Origin of the sequence: Bacillus cereus group sp. MG9, from assembly GCF_040459995.1 — a bacterium.
In the GTDB taxonomy this organism is placed as follows: Bacteria; Bacillota; Bacilli; order Bacillales; family Bacillaceae_G; genus Bacillus_A; species Bacillus_A mycoides.
Genome location: NZ_JARVHC010000001.1, coordinates 2,103,049 through 2,126,163, shown reverse-complemented (window position 1 = coordinate 2,126,163; position 23,115 = coordinate 2,103,049). Strand labels below are relative to the sequence as shown.

Genomic DNA, 23,115 nt, shown 5'->3' with positions numbered 1-23,115 from the left:
TTAAAAGCACACAAAAAACCCGCCCCTATGAAGTAGGGACGGGTTTACCCGCGTTACCACCCTAATTCTATTAGCTTTTCACTAATAGCACTTAGCAACGTACTAATATACGCGTTCTTTGTAACGGTAGACATCCGTCCGAGCTTACTTTATTCAGCCACGGCTCCTCGGAGATGATTTTCAAATAACGTCTGCACACCGGCTTTCAGCAATACACCGGCTCTCTGGAGAACAGCTCACTATTTTACTCTTTCTCGTCTTCAGATTTGTATACTTTATTAAAAGTTATTTTATGCCATTAAACAATTAATTGTCAACTAATTCGAAATATATTTTTATTTATACCCTTTTTCTCTATTCTTATACAATTACTTTTCAAATTCTCGCAATCCTGCTAAATCTTCATCTTCCTCTGCAAGTTCAGCGAAAAATCCTGTTTCATCTTCACGAAGCACAATTTCAAGTTCATCTCTTGCCTCTTCATTTCTGTTTAATGATGTTAAATAACAAGCATGATCGTATCTTGCTAACAAGTCAGTAGCATCAATTGCTAATATTTCACTTGTTATTTTTTCTGCCTTTGTCGTTTGCCCAGCTCTATGATACGAAGATGCTAAAGCAAGAAGAATTGCCGTTTCATTCGGATGATATACAGAAGCGTCTTCTAATAACTGAATCGCGTCCTCAATTCTCTCTTGACTTTGATATATTTCTGCTAAAGCAAGGAATCCTCTACTTACAAATGGTGTTTTCTCAATTAATTGCAAGTAAATTTTTTCGGCTTTTCTTTCTTCGCCTAGCTTACATAATACATTCGCTTGTAAAAGAAGAGTATCATAATCATCCGGTAGCTCTCGAACCATTTGTTTCGTTAATTCAAAAGCGTCTCGTAACATATCTTCTTCTTCACACTCAATGAAAAGATTTACAAGTTGCTTCGCTACATCATAATCCCACTTATTTTCTAACGATGTTTGTAAAACCTCTATAGCTTCTTTATTCATCGCCGCATTCTCATAAAATATTGCGAAACGCTGCGCTGCCATACTATTTTTCGGATTTAACTTTAAGGAGATTTCAAATAAATCAATAATAACTGTAATCATTGAAATTTCCTTCGCACGATTTTTCATACGATAAAATGCTCTTGTAAATATAGATTTTTTCGGTTGCTCATTTTGTTGCCTTTCTACTAATCTTTCGGCAACCGCAGTAGCTGCATACATAAACGCTGTACTTCTTTCTGCTTTTTTCACCTTTAGCGTATGAAGTACGTCTCGTATTTGGGATAATTTTTTATGTTGTTCCATTGCTTTTACGTACACACCAAAAATACGTTCACTTTCCAAATCTTTATGCATTACTTTCAGCGCAACTTCGATTGCTTCTGCATTCTGCTTCTTAACTAGCAATTTCGCATAATGATATAGTACTTCCACATGCGCTTCATCTATTTTCATTGCGCATTCGATATATTCTTTTTCTTTATCTATGTCATTCATCGCGCCAAACACGTATGCAATCGCATCTAAACGCCATGTTTCAGGAACTTCTTCCTCCAATTTTTCTAGTTCAACTAGCAATTCTTCCTGAAGATTCATTTCTACTGAAAGCTGCGCTAAATATTCCATATTTATATGCATTGGTTCTTCTTTCATCGCCTGGACCATATGATTTTGTTCTTTGGAACGATTCTCTTCTTTTTCGTATATTTCAGCAAGCTGCAAATGTACACCTAAGAAGTTCTTATCCATTTCTAAACATGTTTCATACGCATGCTTCGCTTCTTGAAATTGCCCTAACGCCATGAATGTTTCACCGATACGGAAATACGGCAATGAATCTTGTTTTTTCTTAAGTGCATCATTATACCGTTTTATCGCCTGATCATACTGTCCAATAGATTCATATAAAACACCTGCGTAACAACCGTATTCAATTACATCCTCTTTTTCTTTTTCTAACGTTCTTAAAAATGCTATGCCTCGTTGCACAAAAGCTGTGTCTTTTATTCGATTTACATACTCATCCAACACGCTCGCTATATTAGCGTATACGCTTCGTATACCGTTCTCTAATTTAGAAAGTGCAAGTTTTAACTCTTTTTCATCCTCACCTAATGCCATTTCAGCATCCCATAACACCATACCAGCATTCATAAGGAAATCTTGATTGTCTTCAAATTGCTTATTAATACTGACAATATAGTTTTTTGCATCCTTATATTGTTCCTTTGCCATATAAACTTGAATTAAACCGAAATGAGAATATACATCTTCATTATTTTCTTCTAAAGAACGCTTATATATAGTTTCCGCTTCTTCAAGTTCATCATTTTGAAAATGAAAATCTCCTAAACGAACATATAAAGACGCCTGATCTTCACAATTTTGAATTCCTTGTAATAGAATTTCCTTCGTATTTTTCTCATCATCCAAATCCGATTCATAGATTTCCGAAAGCTTCGTATATAAATAGGCTGCTGTTTTATCTAATTGAATCGCCACTTTAAGTCCTTTTACCGCCAAATACACTTTCCCTAAATACTGAGCACATCTTGCACGTTCATACCATATGTGCGCTTCATATTTATATTCTTTTAATAAATCATTAAAGAATCCATATGCTTCTTCATATCGTTCTAAATCTATTAAAATTAAACCGTGATTTACAAGTGTAAACCTTTCTGGACTACGTTCTATAGCTGTTAGAGAATACTCTAGCCCCTTTTCGGATTGATCCATATACATGTATGATAATGCTAAGAAACTCCACGCAACTGGTTGATCTGCATCCAATTGTAATGATGAACGAAAACTAGCAATCGATTCTGCATAATTATCTTGCTCAAAAGAATAACGTCCATTTATAAAATGATACAACGCTTGATTGCTTTTCTTCTCCACACTTTGAAGCATCTGTCCTGCTTTTTCCATATCCTGCAGACGAATAAAACACTGTGCACTATGCAATTTCACAAAGTCAGAGCTCGGAAACTTTTTCATTAATTTTTCTATACAAAACTGAATAAAATCTTTATCTACTTCAGCATCTAAATGTTTAATCGTATATAACCAAGTGTTTGGATTTTCACTTGTTTCTTTTAAAAATAGTACTAATTTTTCAATTCCCTCTTTATCTTGCTCACCTAAATGATCTGTAAGAGAAAAGATTGTTTTATAATAAGTGTGTTCTTCCTCATTTAAAAATGAAAGTTGTTCCATTCTATCTTTTGGTATAAACGTAATAGCTAAACAATCTGTATAACGATATTTTTCTTGCAACTTATCATATTCCACAAGAATCGGTTCCAAGAAATTCGGATCTTGAATATAAAAAGCTTGCAGTACATCGTCATAACCAGAAAGCACTTGTACATGGGAAGCGTGCTCAATATCTATACTTAATAAAACGGGAATACCTTGATTGAGTAATCTCTTATAATTTTCCTCATTCCCTTGAAAATAACGATATTCGTAACCTTGCTCTTCTATATATGTAACTGTATCTGAAAACTTAGAACCTGTTACATCAAAAATATGTTGAGCAATTTCATCTTGCGTACGTTTTTCTCCCCATACCCCTAACATCATTTCCAAACTTGTCGGAACGCAATAGTTATCCTTTTGTACAACCGGAACTATCGGTAAACGAACCTTTTTTCCATCAGGATTTTTTTCTATATGATGATATAGAGAATTTTTCAAACTCTTTTCACTTTTCAATAGTGCTTGCAAATCGTGAATATTATTCATTTTATAAAATGCTTCTGCACGTAAATGTATAAAATAAGTTGTATATGCATGATGCGGAAGCATATGATTGATTTTATCTATTACCGCTAACATTTCTTCATAGCGCTCTAAATCTAATAAATATTTTACTTTTTCAAAATAGAAATATGGTACTTGAGGGAACTTTGCAATCGCATCATTAATGAGTTGTAACGCTCGCTGCTGTTCACCTTTATATGCATATAATTGCGCCAATAAGTACGTAGCTAACTCTTCACAATCTTTATGCTGCTGACCGGATAAAAGTTGTTCCTCTGCCTTCTCCCACTCACCAGTCTGTATATATAAGTAACCCCATTTATCAAAAACTGCACGCGTACTATGCTTTTCCGCCTTTTGCATATAGGCATAGGCCTCTTCATTTCGCTTCATATCTAGCAAACATCTAACTAACGTAAAGTATGCTTTCGTTAAAACATCCGCATCAGTTTCCTCTTCATTTACCTTTTCCAAAGAACCTTTTAATAATTGTTCAGCATCAAGGATTTTACGCTCATCAATTAATTCATCACAATATAAAGAGAGCGTTCTCATATTTGGGAATTTTTTATACGTATAACGAATTAAAAAGGAGCTATATTGATGCATCAAACCTTCATCAGCAAGACGAATTAATGTATCAAACTCCGCAAATGACGAGACGTTAGAAAGCCATTTCTTCACGTATGATAACTTATTCGTTTCTTTTATATGCGCAATTTCATTATTTATCTCATGTAATCCATCTAGGAATCTCTTTTCTTTCAAACAAATCTCTAATTGCTTAAAATCTAGCATGCATTCACCTCAAATTATTATTTATACTGCCATTTGCAAGCAGTATTCTAACCTACTTGCTTAGATTTTACACATCATATAGTATGCATTCAACTAAAACCTCATATAATGAACGATATTATTTAATATTATTCAAGTTTATAACTAAATATCTTAAAAACGATACTTTTTCTCGTTATTTTGTTTAATTTGATGAAATAACATATATTATTCGAAGATGGGTTTTATCTTCTTTTTTGAGGCTTCATTCAGTGGATGAAATTATATTAACGATTTGATAAGATATATCGATTTACCGAAAAATCTTGATAATAATGATAACCTTATTAGAAATATAGCAATTCTCCTTCTCTCTTACTTTTCTAATATGATATTTACTTCTTTATTTCACCAAATGTAATTTTCATATTCGGAGCATATACTAAAGATGAATGCATATGAAATGCTTTAAAAAACCGTAGTTCCGCTTCATATTGAGCTAACGCTTCTTCATATGTTAATCCTCTGGCCATTAAAAGTTCTATAAATTGCTGTTTATCACCTGGACTGCCCGCAATTCCCTCTTCTTTTAATGAATGATACAAACTATATTTATCATTATGATGCATATTAGAGTCTAAAAAGTTCACCTTATCACTTACTCTACATTCGATATTTCCCACACCCAATTCACTTAAATACATAGGTATTTTGATACCGATATTTCCATCTTTATCGTTTCTCTGTGTGTCCCTTTCAAATAATTTCTGCAAAATACCTATCTGGATAATTTCCGATTGATTCTCTCCATCTAATACGTATGAAGACATATTTGACATCCAATGTGGTTCAAAACAGATTATTTTACCACCTTGTTTAATTGAATGTATCATCTTCTCTAGCATCGTTTTTGGGGAACTCATATGTAATAAGAAAGCCTGACAGATTGCTATATCATATTTATTTTCCAATTCAATTTCTGTAGCATCTCCTTCAATAAATTCTGATTCATATGGAAGCGAACGAAACAACTCTCTCGCTTCAGCTATTAATGCTTCCCCGCTATCAATGCCTGTATACTTTGATCCCTTTGGAAGCAATGGCAACAAAACTAAGCCTAAATAACCATATCCACAACCATAATCAACAATATGTACCGGTTCAGAAATCTTCCAAACTGTATTTACTAAAAAACTTAAATAATCGTCATTGTAATATAAATCTCTCGTATTTTTTAAATATGTTAGTTTGCTGTTCCAATCATACTCTTTCAGGTCCAACACCTCCTTTTATATACAAAACTAAAGTTCTCCATTTAATAGTCACATTCCTACACTTCTAATAAAAAAAGCTAGTATACCTTAAATGATACACTAACTTTTCCACTCGCATAATTTAACAATTACAATCAGTATAATCGGTACAAGCTAATGTACTGCAATCACAGTTTCTATGTTCGTCATTTCTTTTTAGGTGAAAATAGAGTAACACAATAAATATTGTACAAATAACAAAAGCAATTATTGCTTCTATATTTCTTTCATAAATGAGAAAACTAATCCCGCTTCCTCCTGAAATAAGAATTAAAACTAAGTAGATCCAAAACATGTAAAGTTCTCCTTCCGTTAATATATGCTTTTAGATGCTATCCATTTAATGCTAGAGGCAATAAATAGCCCCATACCATTACCGCTTAATAAACCAGTCGTTACTCTTAGTAAATTTGTGCTGCTTCTCCATTTCCATTTTTGGGTGAATCCATCAATAAGTAACGGAATTTGAGCGGAAAATGATAGTATTATTGCAGGCAGAAACGAAGGTGTCATATAAAAATAAATTGGAAACATTAAAATACCGATAAACATGCCTGTACAACGCGCACATAAAGGTATGTATTTTTGTAGTTTAAGAAAACTTCTTTCCGGTAGTCTATGACAAGGAATATGTAAAATGAAAGCTCGAATCAATACGGACCATCCTCTCTACAAATATTTTAATTGATTTCGCAACATAATTATAGAGTTCTTACACTTCGCAGCGTATAACTCTTTATAGATAAGAGTTTATTTAAGAAAATACAAAAAGACAAGACAGGCTAATAATCGCCTGTTTTGTCTTTTTGTTACTCTATATTACGCTTTAATTTGATCTGTAGTTTATTAGTAAAGTAATGTGAATATTTCTCTCGGCGCATAAGCACAAAATTTTTATTTTACATCTCCTCAGGTGCCCCTACCCCAAGTAAACGTAATCCCTCTTTTAATACAACCGTCACAGCGTAAGCTAATGCGAGTCTACTCTCTTTCTCTTCGCTCTCTTCTAATATACGAACATTTCCATAATATTTATTGAACGCTTGCGCTACATCTAATACGTATTTTGAAATAATAGATGGCTCATTTTTGTTGAAGGCCGCTTCAATTGCTTGCGGGAATTTATTGAGTAATTTTACTACACTCCAGCTGTAATCGTCTTTTAATTCAAAAGTACACGTTTCAAATTCTACACTTTCTTTTCTTAAAATAGAGCAGGCACGCGCATGTGTGTACTGCACATATGGTCCTGTTTCTCCTTCAAATTTCAACATATTTTCTAATGAGAATTCGATATTATGCATACGCTCATTTTTTAAATCGTGGAAGATAACTGCTCCAATACCGACTTGTTTTGCCACTTCTTCTTTTTGTTTTAAATTCGGATTTTTCTCTTCAATATTTTGTTCCGCAAGCGCAACAGCTTCTTCTAACACTTCTTCCAATAAAATAATTCTGCCCTTACGTGTCGACATTTTCTTACCATCTTTTAATATGAACCCGAACGGTACATGTTCCATACCATCGACCCAGTCATAACCAAGCTTTTTTAATACAGTGAAAAATTGATTGAAATGTAAGCTTTGTTCTGGGCCTACAACATATAACGCTTTATCAAATTCGTATGTGTTTTGACGATACAATGCCGCTGTTAAATCACGTGTTGCGTAAATGGTAGCACCATCTGATTTTCTAATTAAACATGGCGGCATACCTTCTTCTTCTAAATTAACGACTAATGCGCCTTCTGATTCTTCAAGTAAATCGTGCTCTTCTAAAATCCCAATAAAGTCTTCCATTTTATCGTTATAGAAAGCTTCTCCTTGAAAGTTTGTAAATTCCACACCGAGAAGTTCATAAATACGAGAAAATTCTTTTAAAGACTCATGACGGAACCAATTCCAAAGTTCGACTGCTTCTTCATTTCCTTCTTCTAGTTTTTTAAACCATGATCGTCCTTCTTCTTCTAGTTCTTTGTTCTCTTTTGCTTCTTCATGAAACTGAACATATAACTTAAATAACTCACGAATTGGATCCTCTTTAACAACTTCTTCATTTCCCCATTTTTTATATGCGGTAATTAACTTTCCAAACTGCGTGCCCCAATCGCCAATATAATTGATTCCGACAACTTCATACCCACATTTTTCGGCGATATGTTTCAGCGAATTACCAATCATTGTAGAACGTAAATGCCCCATTGAAAAAGGTTTCGCGATATTAGGAGAGGAATAATCGATAACTACCGTTTTTTCACATCCAAAGTGATTTTGACCGTACTCTTCTTTCTCCGCTAAAATTATTTTTAATACTTCATCACTTACTGTTTCACGATTAAAAAATACATTTACATAAGGACCAACAGCCTCTACTTTCGTAAAGAATGGATCATTTAATTTCTCCGCCAATTCCTTCGCTATAATAGCTGGTGATTTTTTATATTGCTTCGCTAGTGAAAAGCATGGGAACGCTGCATCTCCGAATTCATCTTGTTTTGGTGTTTCGATTAAATCTAAAATTTGATTTTGTGTTAATTCATTCGTAAAAATATTCGATAAACTTTTCGCAAACTGCGTTTTATAATTCATACTATAACCTCCTTATTTTTTAAAACACAAAAAACTCGTCTCTAAAAAAGAGACGAGTTTTAACCCGTGGTACCACCCTTGTTGTTCATTTCGAACCACTTTCCCGTTTATAACGAGGACAGGGGGCCTCGGCTTACTCTACTATTCGTTCAAGAAGCGTCTCCGAAGTGCGCTTCATCTTTTTCTTCTGCACTAGGCTCACACCATCCCTAGCTCGCTTTCCTTCTGAAAAAGATTACTCTCTTCATCACAGACAGTATATTTAATTAATTATTGCTTATTATACATCTTTTCAAACAATTAGCAAGGGTCAATTACACCAAAGTGAAACTTAGCACTTTTTCTTTTGTATACTTGAAAATTATGTTTTTCAAATCTAGAACTACGGAAATGATCTTTCAGAACGACACGCTTTCTCGCCACACGCTTCGCTTCCGCAATTGTTTCGTCAGTAATATCATGATACAAAGCGAAGTGTTTTAATCCTTTTATTCCATCTGATTCTATAACAGTTTCTTCAAACATCGGATCAAGGTAAACGACATCATAACTATTATCTTCACATTGTTTTAAAAATGAGTAATGCTCCGTTTGCTTCACATCGATTCGTTGCATTGCCTCATCAATTTCAGAAACAGATGAAGACCATGTTTTTAAACCATTTCCCATAATATAAGCCATATATTCATTGCCTTCAAGTCCCGTTACTTTTCCGCTTTCACCAACAATATAACTAGCTACAATACTATCTGATGCCATACCGAGCGTACAATCTAATACTGTCATTCCGCTCTCTAATTTAGCAGCTTGTACAAACGGATCGTGCTCTCCGCGCATTAACCTTTTCACACGAAACATCGCTGAGTTTGGATGAAAGAAAAACGACTCTTCCGTACCTTTTGGATAAATGGCTAATCGATTTTTCCCTACGACAAGTACATCTTGTTCATACTGCTCATGCAGTTTATGTACTGGTATGTCATTACGTTTAACGAAAGAAAGATTTAATTCTGCTGCTACCTTGTTTGCATAATCTTTCATTTCTTTATTTGTTCTTCCTGCTGTTGTTACTATCATTTTTTCACCTCTATATAAAGAAAAGAGGGAGATTCACTCTCCCCCTACTTTAGCAATTCTTTTCGAAAGCTTGTTCTAAGTTTGTAATAATTTCGTCCATTGTTGCGCCTTCAATTTCATGACGGTGAATGAAGTGCACAACTTCTTTTCCTTTTAGTAATGCCATAGATGGTGAAGATGGAGGAATTTCTCCGAAGTATTCACGCATTTTTACAGTAGCATCTTTATCTTGACCTGCAAATACAGTTACAAGATGATCAGGTTGTTTTTCAGCACGTACAACCGCTTGACCTGCTGATGGACGTGCTAAACCAGCTGCACAACCACAAACAGAGTTTACAACTACTAAAGTTGTACCTGATGCATTCTCCATAAATTCTGTTACAGCTTCTTCTGTAGTTAACTCTTCAAATCCAGAACGCACTAACTCTTGGCGCATTGGAATTACCATTTGACGCATGTATTCTTCATATGCATTTGACATCTTGTATCTCTCCTTCAACTTTCATTCCAAATTCATCATATCACGCTCTATTAATAGGTGCAAAAGAAAGATAACGATGATTTCATTTTTTTGTAGGGATTTCACAAACCCCTTCACGACAGTGTCCAACTGGGACAAGTTTTCTATTGTTGGCAATATAATCGTATACTTTACTTCCAAATCCAAGGACGATAGATAGTTTTATAAAAGGTACTGCAAACCAATAAGATGGAACGGCCTTTGCTAATACGTTAATGCTATGAATTCCGTCATACCACTTATTATTTTTTAAAATATACAATCTTTGTTCCATCTTACTTTGTAATTCTTGAGAAAGTTCATACTTCTCAACTACATCTTCATCTCGAAATGAAACAAATTTCATCTTACCCTTTTTATCTAATCTTTTCGTACGTTCTGCAACCGCCGTACACATCGGGCACCAACTATCATAGAAAACAATCATAAACTATTCCCCTTTACGAGACTCCGTCATTTGCTTCCATACTGATCCTTTTGCTTCTTCGCCGCCTTCAATACGTTCTAAAGCTAAACGTGCTTGCATCGCCACTTCAAACTCCGGATCATCTTCTGCTGCTTTTAGTGCCGGAATTGCACTTTCATCACCAAGTTCAAATAAGAACATTGCTGCACGCCAGCGTACTAATTTACTTGAATCTTTCAGAGATTTAATCATAACGAACATCGCTGCTGGATCACCTACGTCTGATAAGCAATCTCCTGCTGTACGACGAACGCTTACTGAACGATCTAATAACGCTTTATATAATAACGGCAATACTCCTTCACCTTTTACCATACCTAAATAAGCTGTTGCTAAACGGCGGATAGATACTTTCTCATCATCTAATGCCATTTTCAATACCATCATATCTTCTTCCGTTGGATCCATTTGTTCTAAAGCTGCAAAACGGTTTTTCCAGTCAGAATCTTTCATCATCTCTTCTGTTACTTTATATGGCTCACGCTTTTGAATCGTTACTTCAACAGCACCTGCTTGATCTAATAATTCTTTAACCGTTTCATTTACACGTTCTTCTGAATAAGCAGCAATAATTTCTTCTACTACTTCTTTCCCGATTTCTTCAAAATTACCGTAACGTGTACTTTGCTCTACCCACTTACGCTCTTTCACAACGTTAGGTGCAGACATTTGCACTTTCATAATTGATTCTTTAAAACGATCAGGTAAACCAACACGCTCTTCTGAGGTTCCATCTGTTAACTTCACTTGCATCGGAATTGTAAAGAACATTTGAACAAACACTTTCACTTCTCCAAAATGAGAAAGTTGTTGTTCTTCGCTTTCTTCCACTATTTCTTCACCGAAAACAGCACGAACTTGTTGTAATAAAACTTTCCAGTCATACTTCGCATTTCGCTCCACTGCTAAAAAGTCTGCAACATGATACACACCTTTAATGCCTTCAATCTTCAAAATTTCTTGCACTTGCACTGGTGCTTGTTCTTTATTTTCATTTGTATAATTATTACGCGCTCCTGATGGTAATACTTCATTCAAAATAACTTTCATTGTATTTGGACTTGGCGTCGGTTCAATTGCTTTAATCTTCACGTAAAAAACTCTCCTTTATTGCGTGTTCTTAGCTGTATTGTAACATGTTATCCCTCTATACTCCTACTCGGATGCTTAATTTTACTAATTCCTCTTCTACATTTTTAGAATTTCAATTATTTCTATTTTCACCTAATCGTTCCGGAACTATAGTTAAAAGTCTAATTGACAATAACAAAAAAAGGTATTAATCTTAACTCATAAAATGACCGCGGTCATTTTATGAGTTAAGTCACTTAATTGTGGAGGGATAACAAATGAATAATGTCATGGTTATAGGTGGTGGTATTGCTGGTCTTTGTGTAGCAATTTCCTTACAAAAAATAGGATTAGATGTAAAAGTATATGACAAAAATATTGAAACTACTGTTGCTGGTGCAGGTATTATCATTGCCCCAAATGCGATGCAAGCACTTGAACCATACGGAATTTCTGAGCAAATAAAAAAATTTGGCAACGAAAGTGACGGTTTTAACCTTGTATCCGAAAAAGGAACTATATTTAGTAAATTGACCATTCCAGCTTGTTATCCAAAAATGTACTCCATTCATAGAAAAGATTTACATCAATTGCTACTTTCCGAACTACAAGAAGGTACTGTCGAATGGGGAAAAGAGTGCGTAAAAATAGAACAAAATGAAGAAAACGCCTTAAAAATATTATTTCAAGATGGTAGTGAAGCACTCGGCAATATACTCATTGCTGCAGATGGTATTCATTCTGTCGTTCGAAAACAAGTAACACAAAGTGATGGTTATCGTTATGCCGGTTATACGTGTTGGCGCGGCGTAACTCCAGCTCATAGTCTATCTTTAACAAACGATTTTATTGAAACTTGGGGAACAAACGGTAGATTTGGTATCGTCCCTCTCCCAAACAACGAAGTATACTGGTATGCGCTCATAAACGCTAAAGCTAGAGATCCCAAATACAAGGATTACACAACAGCAGATTTGTATAATCATTTCAAAACTTACCATAACCCCATCCCATCTATTTTAAATAACGCCTCTGACATTGATATGATTCATCGTGATATTGTAGACATTATTCCAATGAAACAGTTTTTTGACAAACGCATCGTCTTTATTGGGGATGCTGCCCATGCACTTACACCTAATTTAGGCCAAGGAGCTTGTCAGGCAATTGAAGATGCTATTATTCTTGCTGAATGCATCAAAAATAATGCCCACTATCGCCAAGCATTTATAGAATACGAACAAAAAAGACGAGAAAGAATTGAAAAAATCTCAAACACTGCGTGGAAAGTTGGAAAAATGGCGCAAATAGAAAGTAAACCTTTAACTATACTAAGAAACCAAGCAATAAAACATATTCCGAAATGGATTTCTGATAGGCAAGCACATGAACTATACAGTTTTCATTTATGACAAACTCCAACGAAAAGTATGAACGGAATTCTCTCTATCCTTCTTTCAATTGTATTAAACAGTAAAATTAGGAGGCATGAAATAAGATTTCATTTGAGATACTCTAATAAACAGATATAATTGTTTGTATTAGGAGTCGATTATATGCTTAGAGAAACGAGAAAAAAAGAATTAAAAGAACTTATATTCCTAAAAGCAGTACAGCTCTTTCAAGAACGTGGGTACGAAAATGTAACGGTTCAAGATATTACTACTGCATGTGGGATTGCAAAAGGAACTTTCTTCAACTACTTTCCGAAAAAAGAAAACATATTATTATTTTTAGGTGATTCTCAAATTGAACTATGGAATGAAAGTTTAAAAACGTATGAAAATGTGGAACATCCAAAAGAACGAATCAAACTTGTTTTAGGAAACTTACTAGATCGCTTTACTGGACATGGAGAATTAATGAAGCATGCTGTTTTTGAAATTATTAAATCTAACTACTTAGTAGAAAATGAATTAAAAAGTATACAACAGCTACAAGAAAGTTTGTCTTCAATTATTACAGCAGCGAAAGAAACAGGAGAATTAAACAGTCAATGGGATATAAATATTATCACTTCTACTATTATGAGTACTTATTTTTATACACTCATGTCCCAATCCCTATTAAATTCTAATGAAACAAATGCGAAAAATATACTCAATCAACAGTTAGATGTTGTTTGGGAAGGTATCAATCAAAAATAATAGAGGGCTATACTACATAGCCCTCTTAATTTTTAATGCTCTTTACGTTCTACCCCTATGCACCCTCCCTCCTTCTCTCCAGAAATGTAATACTCTCAATCAGAACTTCAGTTCTATATACTCTCTTTCCTTGTTCATCATCGTAATTACTCGTATGAATACGCCCTGTAATCCCAACAAGTGAGCCTTTCGTACAATATTCTGTTACATTTTCAGCCGACCTTCTCCATACAACACAATTAATAAAATCTACTTGCTGTTCACCTAAACTATTTCGAAAACCTCTATTCACCGCAACACATATTCGTGCATAAGCGACACCTTGTTTTGTGTAGTATAATTCTGGCTCCTTTGTCAATCTACCAATTAATACAACTCGATTCATCATAAGTTATACCACCTCACATATTTTTCTTCATTGTAAAGAAAAATGTTGGAAGGGTAAAAAGCGCAAAATGATATGTTTGTAAGCAAAAATTATTACTTTATATCTTACAAATCAAAAAAAGGAACCCTACATAGTTTAAACATGTAAGGTTTCCAAAAATATTATACTTTACTGCAAGATATGTAATATCCTCCGCGGGCCATCTTTATTTCAGCGCGGTACATTACATTTTCTAAGTAGAAAGTAATCGGTTTAACTTTACTCTCAATTTTTAATTGTTCATTACATTTAGCCGCATAGCTTTCAATAGCTGAACGAATAACTTCTGCTGATGGATATGTTAAAGCGTCATCTAGTTCTATGAAAAAACTTTTAGAAAATAGTTTTTTCATAATCCCTTTTTTCTCTTTCATCATATTCCATCCCCCTTCAATTTAAGTCGCCAACATCTATATTTTCAATTTATCTTTAAAAATAAAAAATCCTGCACATTTCATGCAGGATTTTTTATTAGTCATTTTTCGTAAAATAAGAAACGAAACGAAGAATTTCTAAGTATAACCATACTAGCGTCATCATTAGACCCATTGCACTGTACCACTCCATATATTTTGGAGCTTGGCTACGTGCACCATTTTCGATTAAATCGAAATCTAGTAATAAATTTAATGCAGCAACTACAATAATAACTGCACTAATGATCATACCAATTGTTCCACCTTGGTGAATATATGGAACAGAAACACCGAACATGTTTAATAAGAATACGATTAAATACATAACCATAATTCCCATTGTTGCTGCCATAACACCTGTGCGGAATTTATCAGTTACCTTCACTACGCGTGTTGCATATAAAACTAACATCGCAAATAGAATTGAGATTGTTAGTAATACAGCGTTTAAAACGATAGAATCCTGAAATTTCATTGCATAAACTGCTGAAATACTTCCTAACACTACCCCTTCTACTGCCGCATAAATCGGTGCACCAATTGGTGATATGCGCGGGAAGAAGATAGATGCAAATGCAACGATTGCCGCAATAACTAAAGCACCAATTAATACTGGCATTTTCATCGTACCTTGCGTCATCTGTATGTATGAATAGACAGACGTTGCAAGCAGCAAGATAAGCATAATAAACGTTTTGCCTACTGTTCCGCCAATAGTCATCGCAGAAGTATTTGCTCCCTCTTTACGGAATGCCTCTTTTTTCAACATTGGATTAGATGTTCTCATTTTTTCCCTCCTAAAATAGGTTCTACCAATAGTGTAAAGTTTTTCTCTTTACTTTTCAATATATGCAGCTTGTTTTTATTTTAATCCTTCAACGATGTCGGATAGTTCACTCCATCGTTCCATCGTTTTTTCTAGCTCTTCTTCTATCTTCTGCCCTGCTTCAGATAATTCTTGGGCCTTTGTGAAATCAGATCCAACATTCGTAAGTTCTTCTCCAATTGATTCAAGTTTCTCTTCTAGTTGTGCAATTGTATCTTCAATTGTTTCCCATTCACGCTGCTCATTGTAAGAAAGTTTACGTTTACGTTGTTTCGGAGCCTCTTCTACTACTTTTTTCTCCTTTTGAACTTCTGCTTTCTCAATGAGTTCTCTCGTTTTTTCCATTTCTAAATACTCTGTATAACTACCTAGGAATTCACGCACTTCGCCTTCGCCAGTAAAGATGAACAATTCATCTACTACTTTATCTAAGAAGTAACGGTCATGCGATACAGTTAAAACGACACCTGGGAAATCTTCTAAATAATCTTCTAGCACTGTTAATGTTTGTGTGTCTAAATCATTCGTAGGCTCATCAAGTAATAGTACGTTTGGTTCTCCCATTAAAATACGCAATAAATATAACCGTCTTCTTTCGCCACCAGATAGTTTACCAAGCGTTGTTCCATGTGAATGCGGTAGGAATAAGAAACGTTCTAACATTTGAGATGCGCCAATTACTTTTCCGTCTGTCGTATGAATAACTTCCGCAATTTCTTTAATGTATTCAATCATGCGCTGGTTTAAATTCATCTCTTCATTTTCTTGCGTATAATAGGCAACTTTTACAGTTTGTCCTACTTCAATTTCACCACTATCAGGAGAGAATTTTCCTGCAAGCATATTTAATAGTGATGATTTTCCGCTTCCATTTGCTCCGATGATTCCGATACGATCACCAGGCTTCACAATATGATTAAAGTTATGTAATACTGTTTTATCACCAAATTTTTTCGTTACATCTTTTAATTCAAGTACTTTCTTTCCTAAACGACTTCCACTTAGTGCAATATCAACTGATTGCTTCGCTGCTGGTCCTTCTTGTCCCTTTAGCTCATCAAAACGCTGAATACGCGCCTTTTGTTTCGTAGAACGGGCTTTTGCACCACGGCGAATCCAAGCAAGTTCACGACGATATAAATTTTGGCGTTTTGATTCTTGTGCCGATTCTTGCTCTTCACGAAGTGCTTTCGCTTCTAAAAATGTACTGTAGTTTCCTTCGTAGCTATACAGTTTACCGTTATCTAATTCAAAAATACGGTTTGTCACACGATCTAAGAAATAACGATCATGGGTTACAAGTAATACCGCACCTGTATATCTTGCTAAATATTCTTCTAACCATTCAACTGTCTCATGGTCAAGATGGTTCGTAGGCTCATCCAAAATTAATAAATCAGGTGTTTCAATAAAACATTGCGCCATTGCAATACGCTTTTTTTGTCCACCAGATAGGTTTCCAACAGTTGCTGTAAAATCAGTAATTCCTAATTTCGTTAATAACGATTTTGCATTCGCATTTGCTTCCCATGCACTCATCGCATCCATACGTTGCTGCACTGCAAATAATTGTTCCTGTACTTTTTCATTACTTGGATCTTTTTCGATATTTAATAACGATTGTTCATAATCACGAAGAAGACGAATTAAAGGTGTATCACCATGGAACACTTGCTCTAATACTGTTAGTTTTTCATCAAACTCTGGTTGCTGTGATAAATAACTAATTGTATATCCGCGTGAATGCGTCATATCACCTGTATCAGGAGTTTCTAATCCTGCAATAATTTTTAATAACGTTGATTTACCAGTACCGTTTACACCGATAATTCCGACACGTTGTCCTTCTGTAATACTACATGATAATCCATCAAATAACGGTTTTTCTCCGTATGATTTCGATAAGTTCTCCACAGTTAACATTTTCATATTTGTGCATTCCACTCTTTCATAAATTGTTCAATAAACTGTTCCATATAACGATGACGAACTTCAGCCTCTTGTTTTGCTGCGTTCGTGTTCATTAAATCTTTTAGTTTTAAAAGCTTTTCATAAAAATGATTTAAAGATGGATCATTATTTTTTCTATATTCATCTTTCGTCATCACTTCTCGCGGAGGGATAGTTGGATCATACATTAATCTCCCTTTCGCTCCTCCGTATGCAAACGTTCGAGCTATTCCAATTGCACCAAGAGCATCTAAACGATCCGCATCTTGAACAATTCTACCTTCAAGTGACTCAACTGTGCCACCATGACCGCCCTTATAAGACATATTGGCGATGATATGAAGAACATGCTTACTTTCATCTTCTTCAACACGTAACTCTTCTAACCAATCAGAAACTTTTTTCATTCCTGCTTCTTCACTCTCATTTAACTTCTCATCTGCTACATCGTGAAGTAATGCTGCCATTTCAATTATAAAACGATTTCCCCCTTCTTGCTCGGATAAAGAAATCGCCAATTTATGTACGCGTTCAATATGATACCAATCATGCCCACTCGCATCTTTTTCTAAAATATGCTTTACGAAAGTTATTGTTTTTTGTATTTTTTCTTGTTTTATCATTTTATCTTCACCCAGTTACTTATTGTAACACGCCCGCATTTTTTCATCACATATTTTCTTGTCCGCCCATACACTAGGTGGTAGGCATCATTATGAAGGAGGAATAAAAATGTTCTATAATAACCAACCACCTTACCCACAACAACCTCTTTATCCTCAACATCAGGAACAAAGATATGCTGAACAATATGAGGAGCAAGAGACACAACATCAAGAGCCACAATACGAACAAAATCCATACGCAACACCGCAAAATCAAGAAACTGAATATCCTCAAAATCCATACGTAGCACAACCTAGCCAAGAACCTCAATTTCAAGGTAATCCATACGAGACGCAACCACAATATCAACAAAATCCATACCAACAACAAATGTATCAACCAAACTATGACGCACGTGTCTCACCACCTAAACCACCAACAATTGATCCGACGCAACCACAAATTTTACCACCTGGGCCGATTTTAGATATTACACAACCACAAATTTTACCACCTGGACCTATTACAGAACCAACGCAACAACAAATCCAACAAGTTGTCGGTACACAGTTTTTACCTTTAAAGAAACCTGTACTTGATTTCGTAAAACCTTGGGTAGATTACGGCTTGAATGAAGCGAAACATACATCACACAAACATGCTTTAACAGAAGTTGCTGCGATTATGTTCTTAGTTGGTAAAGGATTCAACCCAACGATTGCTCATTATATTGTAGAATCTTGGGAGAAGAATGAGCAGTTTTAGAATTGTTGATTTAAAAAAACATAAAAACCTCAAAAATGCCAAATCCCTTATGTCACAAAGGATTTGGCATTTTTAAGTTTCTAGAAAAACCCGCTAAATATAAAGAGGAATTAAAAGTCATAAATCCGGTACAATACTGTATCCACGCCCAAGGAACTGTCAAATGAAATAACGTGTCTAACTTTTTGGAGTCTATTGACCTTTTCAAATCCCCTCATGTTAATGCTCGCTATTAAGACCTTCTCCTTCTAGGACCTACAATTAATTTGATTGCTGTTCTTTCTTGATTATCGATAGTAACCTCTTGAAATGCTGGAACAAGAACCAAGTCAATGCCACTTGGAGCTACAAAACCTCTTGCAATCGCAATTGCTTTAATCGCTTGATTTAAAGAACCAGCTCCAATCACTTGGATTTCTACTTTGCCACTTGCTCTTAGTACGCCCGCTATTGCACCTGCCACTGAATTCGGACTTGATTTTGAGGATACCTTTAATATATTTTCCATGTAAGTTGCTCCCTCTATTATTTAATCTCTCTTTTCTTACTGTTTGAAATATAACTAACGTATCTTTAACTACTATTCGAAATAAATACAAACAATTCTGTATAATTACATTTATTCGATATTTTTTGCCTTCTTCCTGCACAACTACATAAATAAAAAGCGACGACTAAGTTAAAAACTTAATCATCGCTTTATCCATTTCTCTGTTTCACTAAAATGCTGTCCTTTAAATACTTCTCTTCTTTACTTTGGCGATATACTATCTTAAAGTTTAAATACTTCAACATTTTAAAACCTTGGATAGAGTTATCTGCTAAATATTCATCCTTTTTCTTCTCCAAAATTCATTACATAGAATATTCTAACTCCTTTTTTTTGAAAACTATATCTCCTCATTAGAGCACTTTATATTATGCCAGCTTTTTATCCCAAATCTATTACCTTATATATGGACAAGTATACACGCCAATTGCTTTTCGATTGCATAAACGACTATGTGTTATACATTTATTAATAATAGGAGGTAATATATTGGGTTCATACTATCATTCTTCAAGTTCATATAAAAGATCTTCATGCCACTCTTCTTCTAGTTCATATAAAAAATGTTCGTGCCATCAATCTTCCAGTTCGTATAAAAAATGTTCATGCGACCATTCACATAAATCATCTAAGCCTGCTTACGGCACTTTTTGGCAAACTGAGTTTATAACTGTTCCTTTTGGCGGTTCTTTTCCGTTTAATCACGTTGGCCCTTTGGCAGGGGGAGTTTCCTTATTAAATCCAACTACTATACAATTTAGTAAAGCTGGTGATTATAGAATTTCTTTCATTTCAAGTATTAACACTACGTTAAATCCTGTATTTCCCCATATTCCAGTCATAACTATATTTTTAAATAATAATCCACTTGCTAATAGTCAAGGTGATTTCGCTTTTCAAATGAATACTTCATCAAATAACGAATGCCTTCAACTAGTTGGCGAAACTATTGTTACGGTGCCTGCTAATTCAACTCTTCAACTTAGAAATAATAGTGGTTTTAATCATCAAAGTATTGTAACTTGTGATAATGGTATAAATTCAGTTGAATTAACAGTTACAAAACTAAGTTAATACTATTCCCTCACATTCAGATGCTAACTCAGCATCTTTTTTATTGCATAACGTTTTTTTTATTCCTATCGTCCTCTTATAGAACATAAGCTCCTATTTCACTTTTCTATTCATCTAATAAACATGAAAAAGTGCCGAAATCCTTCTTCCACAAGAATTCGGCACTTTTTTTATTAAACCGATTCATTCTTTCCTACTTCTCCACATAAACCGATTTAACTATCGTACGATTATAAGGTTGTCCTTCCTTATTCATTCCTTTCATATCAATTGTAACGTTATATACACCTGGCTGTTCTATATTTTTCAAAGCACCTGTAAATGTAGTTGTATTAATGTTTTTCGATTCATTTGATTCAGAAACTAATTTTCCATCTTTATTAATTACTCGTACTGTTACTGAAAGATCGCCTTTCATTTCTGGAGCTACAGGTGATTTTTTGAGTTTATACTCTGCTTTATTTACTTTAACCTTTGCCGGCATTTGAAGGACGAACGGAGCATCTTTTTTGTAATCGGTCACGATTAAATATGCATCTTTCGGCTGCTTCGCCATCATTTTAACTTGCCATTCTCCTGCTTCCATTTTATCAAATTTAAATGTTCTTATAGTGGCTCCTTTAAAGAGAGATTCACCTTCACCAGTAGATACAGCACTATCTTTATTTGTATAAACTTTTCCTTTTGGAGATATTAGTTGTATTTCTACATCTGAAGAAGCTGTTAAAATAGAAACTACCCCTTCTGCTTTTTTATCAACTGCGACAGTTTGTCCTACCCACTCATTTTGTGACAACTCTCCTCCTAAAATAGCTTGATTAGAAGTTGTGTTTAATTGTTCTGCCTTATCCTCTGAACTATTACTCGGGGCTAATAAAGCTGGTACTGGTACATTTACTGTCCGTAAATATGGTTCAATTCGTGCGAAAACGGCTGAACCTTTTCGTATATTATCATGATCAAATCGTGAATCTGTAAATAAATGTGTTCCATATGGTAACTTAGCACTCCATTCGTTCACCAATCCATCATTAGAACCGTATGATGACAAATACAACCCGCCCATAGATAGTGCTGAAAAAACAGGTCCCCAGCTTGTCCCAGTAGCCGTATAGTAACGGTTTAATTTAGCTGCAGGATTATTATCTATTGTAGAACGAAACTTTGCCATTTCACCTATTTGCAATGAATATGTCCCATCATCTTTTTGACCTAATATAGAGGCAAGCCATCCTGCCCACCAACTATATGATAAATCCGCTAAATTGGATCCGTAATGCGGAGTGGCAAGCGTAATAACATTTCCAACAAATCGATTCGCTCCATATCCAACTAACGCAGCTTGTGTATCAATACCACCTTTACTGTGAGCTACAATATTTACTTTTTTGCCAAAATGATTATAAATCTCTTCAAGCTTTTGTGCTAACAATTTTCCATTGTCCCATTGGCTAGCTGATCCTTTCCCCGCGGCATCATATAATTGAATAAATACAGTTTGATAGCCTGCTTTCAAAGCATAATCGTACATATCATTCATCTCATGATATACTGTCTTTCCATACCAACTATCCGCATTACCATTTCTTCCTTGTACAAAGAGAATTGGTGTTTTATTCTCATCATAATTAGCAGGTTTCTGACCTAAAAACCATTCTCCAGGAGTAAATACTTCTTGATTTGGAAAGCCAGTCTTAAGCTCTGTTACAACCTCCGCGTGTACATTTGCACTAAAAACCAGCGGACTCATAAAACAAAGTACAATAAATAATGCGATACTCCTTTTCATAATTCCCATTAACATCCCCCTTTTTCTCCTGAAAGAAAACGCTGCCATTCTGTTGAACACCAATTGTTTTAAATTCCATTTAATCAATTACTTTTACGTTACAATATAATAAGAAATTAATAGCCGCATTCCTTTCTTATCAAACGTTATTCTCTCAACATTTCTTCATTCCTTTTTACAATAAGCGTTTTGAATATTTCTCAATAAAGCTTTCTCTTTACAAAAAAACTGCGTATAAAAGGTCTCTTTAATAACCTTTTATACGCAGCTTCTTTGTTTAAAACTCGATGATGTACTCATCATCATATTTATCGTATTGCAAACCCGCTCCTATTTTGAATTCTGTAACTTGATCTCTTAGAAATGGTGCATCTTCTATTTTACTAGTTGCTATTTCAATCCCATATTTTTTTGTTAAATGCGCTAATTCTATTAAAAACCATTCTCTTCGTAATACGACTGGAATATCATACGTTCGTCTTTTCATATATACTAGCACCTCTTTTATTTTCATTATTGAAAAGAATATCACTTCTACTTTCGATACACTTTTTAAAACTATCGTTCATCATCAAAGGCCAATGAAACATTATAGTATATGCATGTCCGTTTTAAACGTGCTATGGCAAAAATAATATTAAAAAACTTAAAAATCCTTATTTAGTTTACATAAAAAAATTATGTAATAGTAAAAGGGGAAGGCTTGTCCCTCATCCTTTTACTATCAAAAGCTAAATTAAGAACATCTTGGTACACCTAAAGCTAAGAATAAACCTGCTACTCCTGCTGTAATTGGCACTTTCAACGTAATAACATCGTCTACTTTTGTTACTAAAAAGTAAGCATTCCCTTCTTGTAACACACAATTCACTAATAATTGAAATTCCATTCAAATCTCCTCCTTTCAATCGATATACCATAATTTATGAAATCTCTTTCAAAATGTAATAGTATATATATCTATTTTTCCTTATATA

23 protein-coding genes and 2 other annotated features are annotated in these 23,115 nt (G+C 34.6%); of the genes, 4 read left to right on the top strand and 19 right to left on the bottom strand.

The window, feature by feature from the left end; genetic code table 11:
* Nucleotides 1–31: 31 nt before the first annotated feature.
* Nucleotides 32–270, bottom strand: a binding site (T-box leader).
* A 98-nt stretch (nt 271–368) separates the two neighbouring features.
* The 9 genes from QCI77_RS10850 to QCI77_RS10810 form a co-directional block, all read right to left on the bottom strand.
* Nucleotides 369–4,571: a tetratricopeptide repeat protein gene (locus QCI77_RS10850; RefSeq protein ID WP_353824904.1), complete on the bottom strand. Its 4,203-nt coding sequence runs from the start codon at nt 4,569–4,571 to the stop codon at nt 369–371.
* A gap of 374 nt (nt 4,572–4,945) precedes the next feature.
* Entirely contained in the window at nt 4,946–5,824 is an 879-nt protein-coding gene (locus QCI77_RS10845; RefSeq protein WP_033709779.1) for a class I SAM-dependent methyltransferase, read from the bottom strand.
* A gap of 121 nt (nt 5,825–5,945) precedes the next feature.
* Nucleotides 5,946–6,158, bottom strand: a complete 213-nt coding sequence (locus QCI77_RS10840; protein WP_033709025.1) for a hypothetical protein — start codon at nt 6,156–6,158, stop codon at nt 5,946–5,948.
* Between the two features lie 17 nt (nt 6,159–6,175).
* Nucleotides 6,176–6,517, bottom strand: a complete 342-nt coding sequence (locus QCI77_RS10835; RefSeq protein ID WP_353824903.1) for a DUF2085 domain-containing protein — start codon at nt 6,515–6,517, stop codon at nt 6,176–6,178.
* 245 nt (nt 6,518–6,762) lie between these two features.
* On the bottom strand, nt 6,763–8,451 hold the full coding sequence (gene argS / locus QCI77_RS10830) for an arginine--tRNA ligase (protein WP_353824902.1): 1,689 nt from the start codon (nt 8,449–8,451) through the stop codon (nt 6,763–6,765).
* A gap of 45 nt (nt 8,452–8,496) precedes the next feature.
* Nucleotides 8,497–8,711 (bottom strand) — a binding site (T-box leader).
* 40 nt (nt 8,712–8,751) lie between these two features.
* Nucleotides 8,752–9,528: a class I SAM-dependent methyltransferase gene (locus tag QCI77_RS10825; RefSeq protein ID WP_002031642.1), complete on the bottom strand. Its 777-nt coding sequence runs from the start codon at nt 9,526–9,528 to the stop codon at nt 8,752–8,754.
* A gap of 49 nt (nt 9,529–9,577) precedes the next feature.
* Complete coding sequence (locus QCI77_RS10820) at nt 9,578–10,012, bottom strand: BrxA/BrxB family bacilliredoxin (protein ID WP_002012568.1); 435 nt, start codon at nt 10,010–10,012, stop codon at nt 9,578–9,580.
* A gap of 82 nt (nt 10,013–10,094) precedes the next feature.
* Nucleotides 10,095–10,478, bottom strand: a complete 384-nt coding sequence (locus tag QCI77_RS10815; protein WP_002085930.1) for a thiol-disulfide oxidoreductase DCC family protein — start codon at nt 10,476–10,478, stop codon at nt 10,095–10,097.
* Nucleotides 10,479–10,481: 3 nt separating this feature from the next.
* Nucleotides 10,482–11,609 (bottom strand): conserved virulence factor C family protein, encoded by a 1,128-nt coding sequence (locus tag QCI77_RS10810; protein WP_002012566.1) that lies wholly within the window; start codon nt 11,607–11,609, stop codon nt 10,482–10,484.
* Between the two features lie 257 nt (nt 11,610–11,866).
* Between QCI77_RS10810 and QCI77_RS10805 the strand changes: the two genes are divergently transcribed.
* Both QCI77_RS10805 and QCI77_RS10800 read left to right on the top strand, forming a co-directional pair.
* Complete coding sequence (locus QCI77_RS10805; RefSeq protein WP_353824901.1) at nt 11,867–13,000, top strand: FAD-dependent oxidoreductase; 1,134 nt, start codon at nt 11,867–11,869, stop codon at nt 12,998–13,000.
* A gap of 144 nt (nt 13,001–13,144) precedes the next feature.
* Complete coding sequence (locus QCI77_RS10800; protein WP_353824900.1) at nt 13,145–13,735, top strand: TetR/AcrR family transcriptional regulator; 591 nt, start codon at nt 13,145–13,147, stop codon at nt 13,733–13,735.
* A gap of 55 nt (nt 13,736–13,790) precedes the next feature.
* Here the strand turns inward: QCI77_RS10800 and QCI77_RS10795 are convergent, their stop codons facing one another.
* The 5 genes from QCI77_RS10795 to QCI77_RS10775 form a co-directional block, all read right to left on the bottom strand.
* On the bottom strand, nt 13,791–14,123 hold the full coding sequence (locus QCI77_RS10795) for a single-stranded DNA-binding protein (protein ID WP_002085936.1): 333 nt from the start codon (nt 14,121–14,123) through the stop codon (nt 13,791–13,793).
* Nucleotides 14,124–14,284: 161 nt separating this feature from the next.
* Complete coding sequence (locus QCI77_RS10790) at nt 14,285–14,539, bottom strand: DUF4318 domain-containing protein (RefSeq protein ID WP_002185977.1); 255 nt, start codon at nt 14,537–14,539, stop codon at nt 14,285–14,287.
* A gap of 94 nt (nt 14,540–14,633) precedes the next feature.
* Nucleotides 14,634–15,365: a Bax inhibitor-1/YccA family protein gene (locus tag QCI77_RS10785; RefSeq protein ID WP_002127140.1), complete on the bottom strand. Its 732-nt coding sequence runs from the start codon at nt 15,363–15,365 to the stop codon at nt 14,634–14,636.
* A 75-nt stretch (nt 15,366–15,440) separates the two neighbouring features.
* Complete coding sequence (locus QCI77_RS10780; protein ID WP_353824899.1) at nt 15,441–17,333, bottom strand: ABC-F family ATP-binding cassette domain-containing protein; 1,893 nt, start codon at nt 17,331–17,333, stop codon at nt 15,441–15,443.
* On the bottom strand, nt 17,330–17,977 hold the full coding sequence (locus tag QCI77_RS10775) for an HD domain-containing protein (RefSeq protein WP_002012557.1): 648 nt from the start codon (nt 17,975–17,977) through the stop codon (nt 17,330–17,332). Before QCI77_RS10775 ends, QCI77_RS10780 begins: the two co-directional genes overlap by 4 nt.
* Nucleotides 17,978–18,086: 109 nt before the next feature.
* Here QCI77_RS10775 and QCI77_RS10770 point away from each other — a divergent pair, with 109 nt between their 5' ends.
* A complete protein-coding gene (locus QCI77_RS10770; protein ID WP_353824898.1) occupies nt 18,087–18,725 on the top strand; it encodes a hypothetical protein in 639 nt (212 codons plus the stop codon).
* A gap of 232 nt (nt 18,726–18,957) precedes the next feature.
* Here QCI77_RS10770 and QCI77_RS10765 read toward each other — a convergent pair whose 3' ends face one another.
* Nucleotides 18,958–19,233, bottom strand: coding sequence for a stage V sporulation protein S (locus QCI77_RS10765; protein WP_002035358.1), 276 nt, complete (start codon nt 19,231–19,233; stop codon nt 18,958–18,960).
* Nucleotides 19,234–19,424: 191 nt separating this feature from the next.
* A complete protein-coding gene (locus tag QCI77_RS10760; protein ID WP_002012544.1) occupies nt 19,425–19,574 on the bottom strand; it encodes a hypothetical protein in 150 nt (49 codons plus the stop codon).
* A 190-nt stretch (nt 19,575–19,764) separates the two neighbouring features.
* Between QCI77_RS10760 and QCI77_RS10755 the strand changes: the two genes are divergently transcribed.
* Nucleotides 19,765–20,349, top strand: coding sequence for a hypothetical protein (locus QCI77_RS10755; protein ID WP_002127124.1), 585 nt, complete (start codon nt 19,765–19,767; stop codon nt 20,347–20,349).
* Between the two features lie 193 nt (nt 20,350–20,542).
* Here the strand turns inward: QCI77_RS10755 and QCI77_RS10750 are convergent, their stop codons facing one another.
* From QCI77_RS10750 to exsG, 3 genes are all read right to left on the bottom strand, one after another.
* Nucleotides 20,543–22,153 (bottom strand): lipase family alpha/beta hydrolase, encoded by a 1,611-nt coding sequence (locus QCI77_RS10750; protein WP_016102113.1) that lies wholly within the window; start codon nt 22,151–22,153, stop codon nt 20,543–20,545.
* Between the two features lie 262 nt (nt 22,154–22,415).
* Nucleotides 22,416–22,652: a hypothetical protein gene (locus QCI77_RS10745; RefSeq protein ID WP_085960711.1), complete on the bottom strand. Its 237-nt coding sequence runs from the start codon at nt 22,650–22,652 to the stop codon at nt 22,416–22,418.
* Nucleotides 22,653–22,874: 222 nt separating this feature from the next.
* Nucleotides 22,875–23,027 carry an exosporium protein ExsG gene (gene exsG / locus QCI77_RS10740; protein ID WP_000395676.1) on the bottom strand — a complete coding sequence of 51 codons (153 nt, stop codon included), beginning with the start codon at nt 23,025–23,027 and terminating at the stop codon, nt 22,875–22,877.
* Nucleotides 23,028–23,115: the final 88 nt, after the last annotated feature.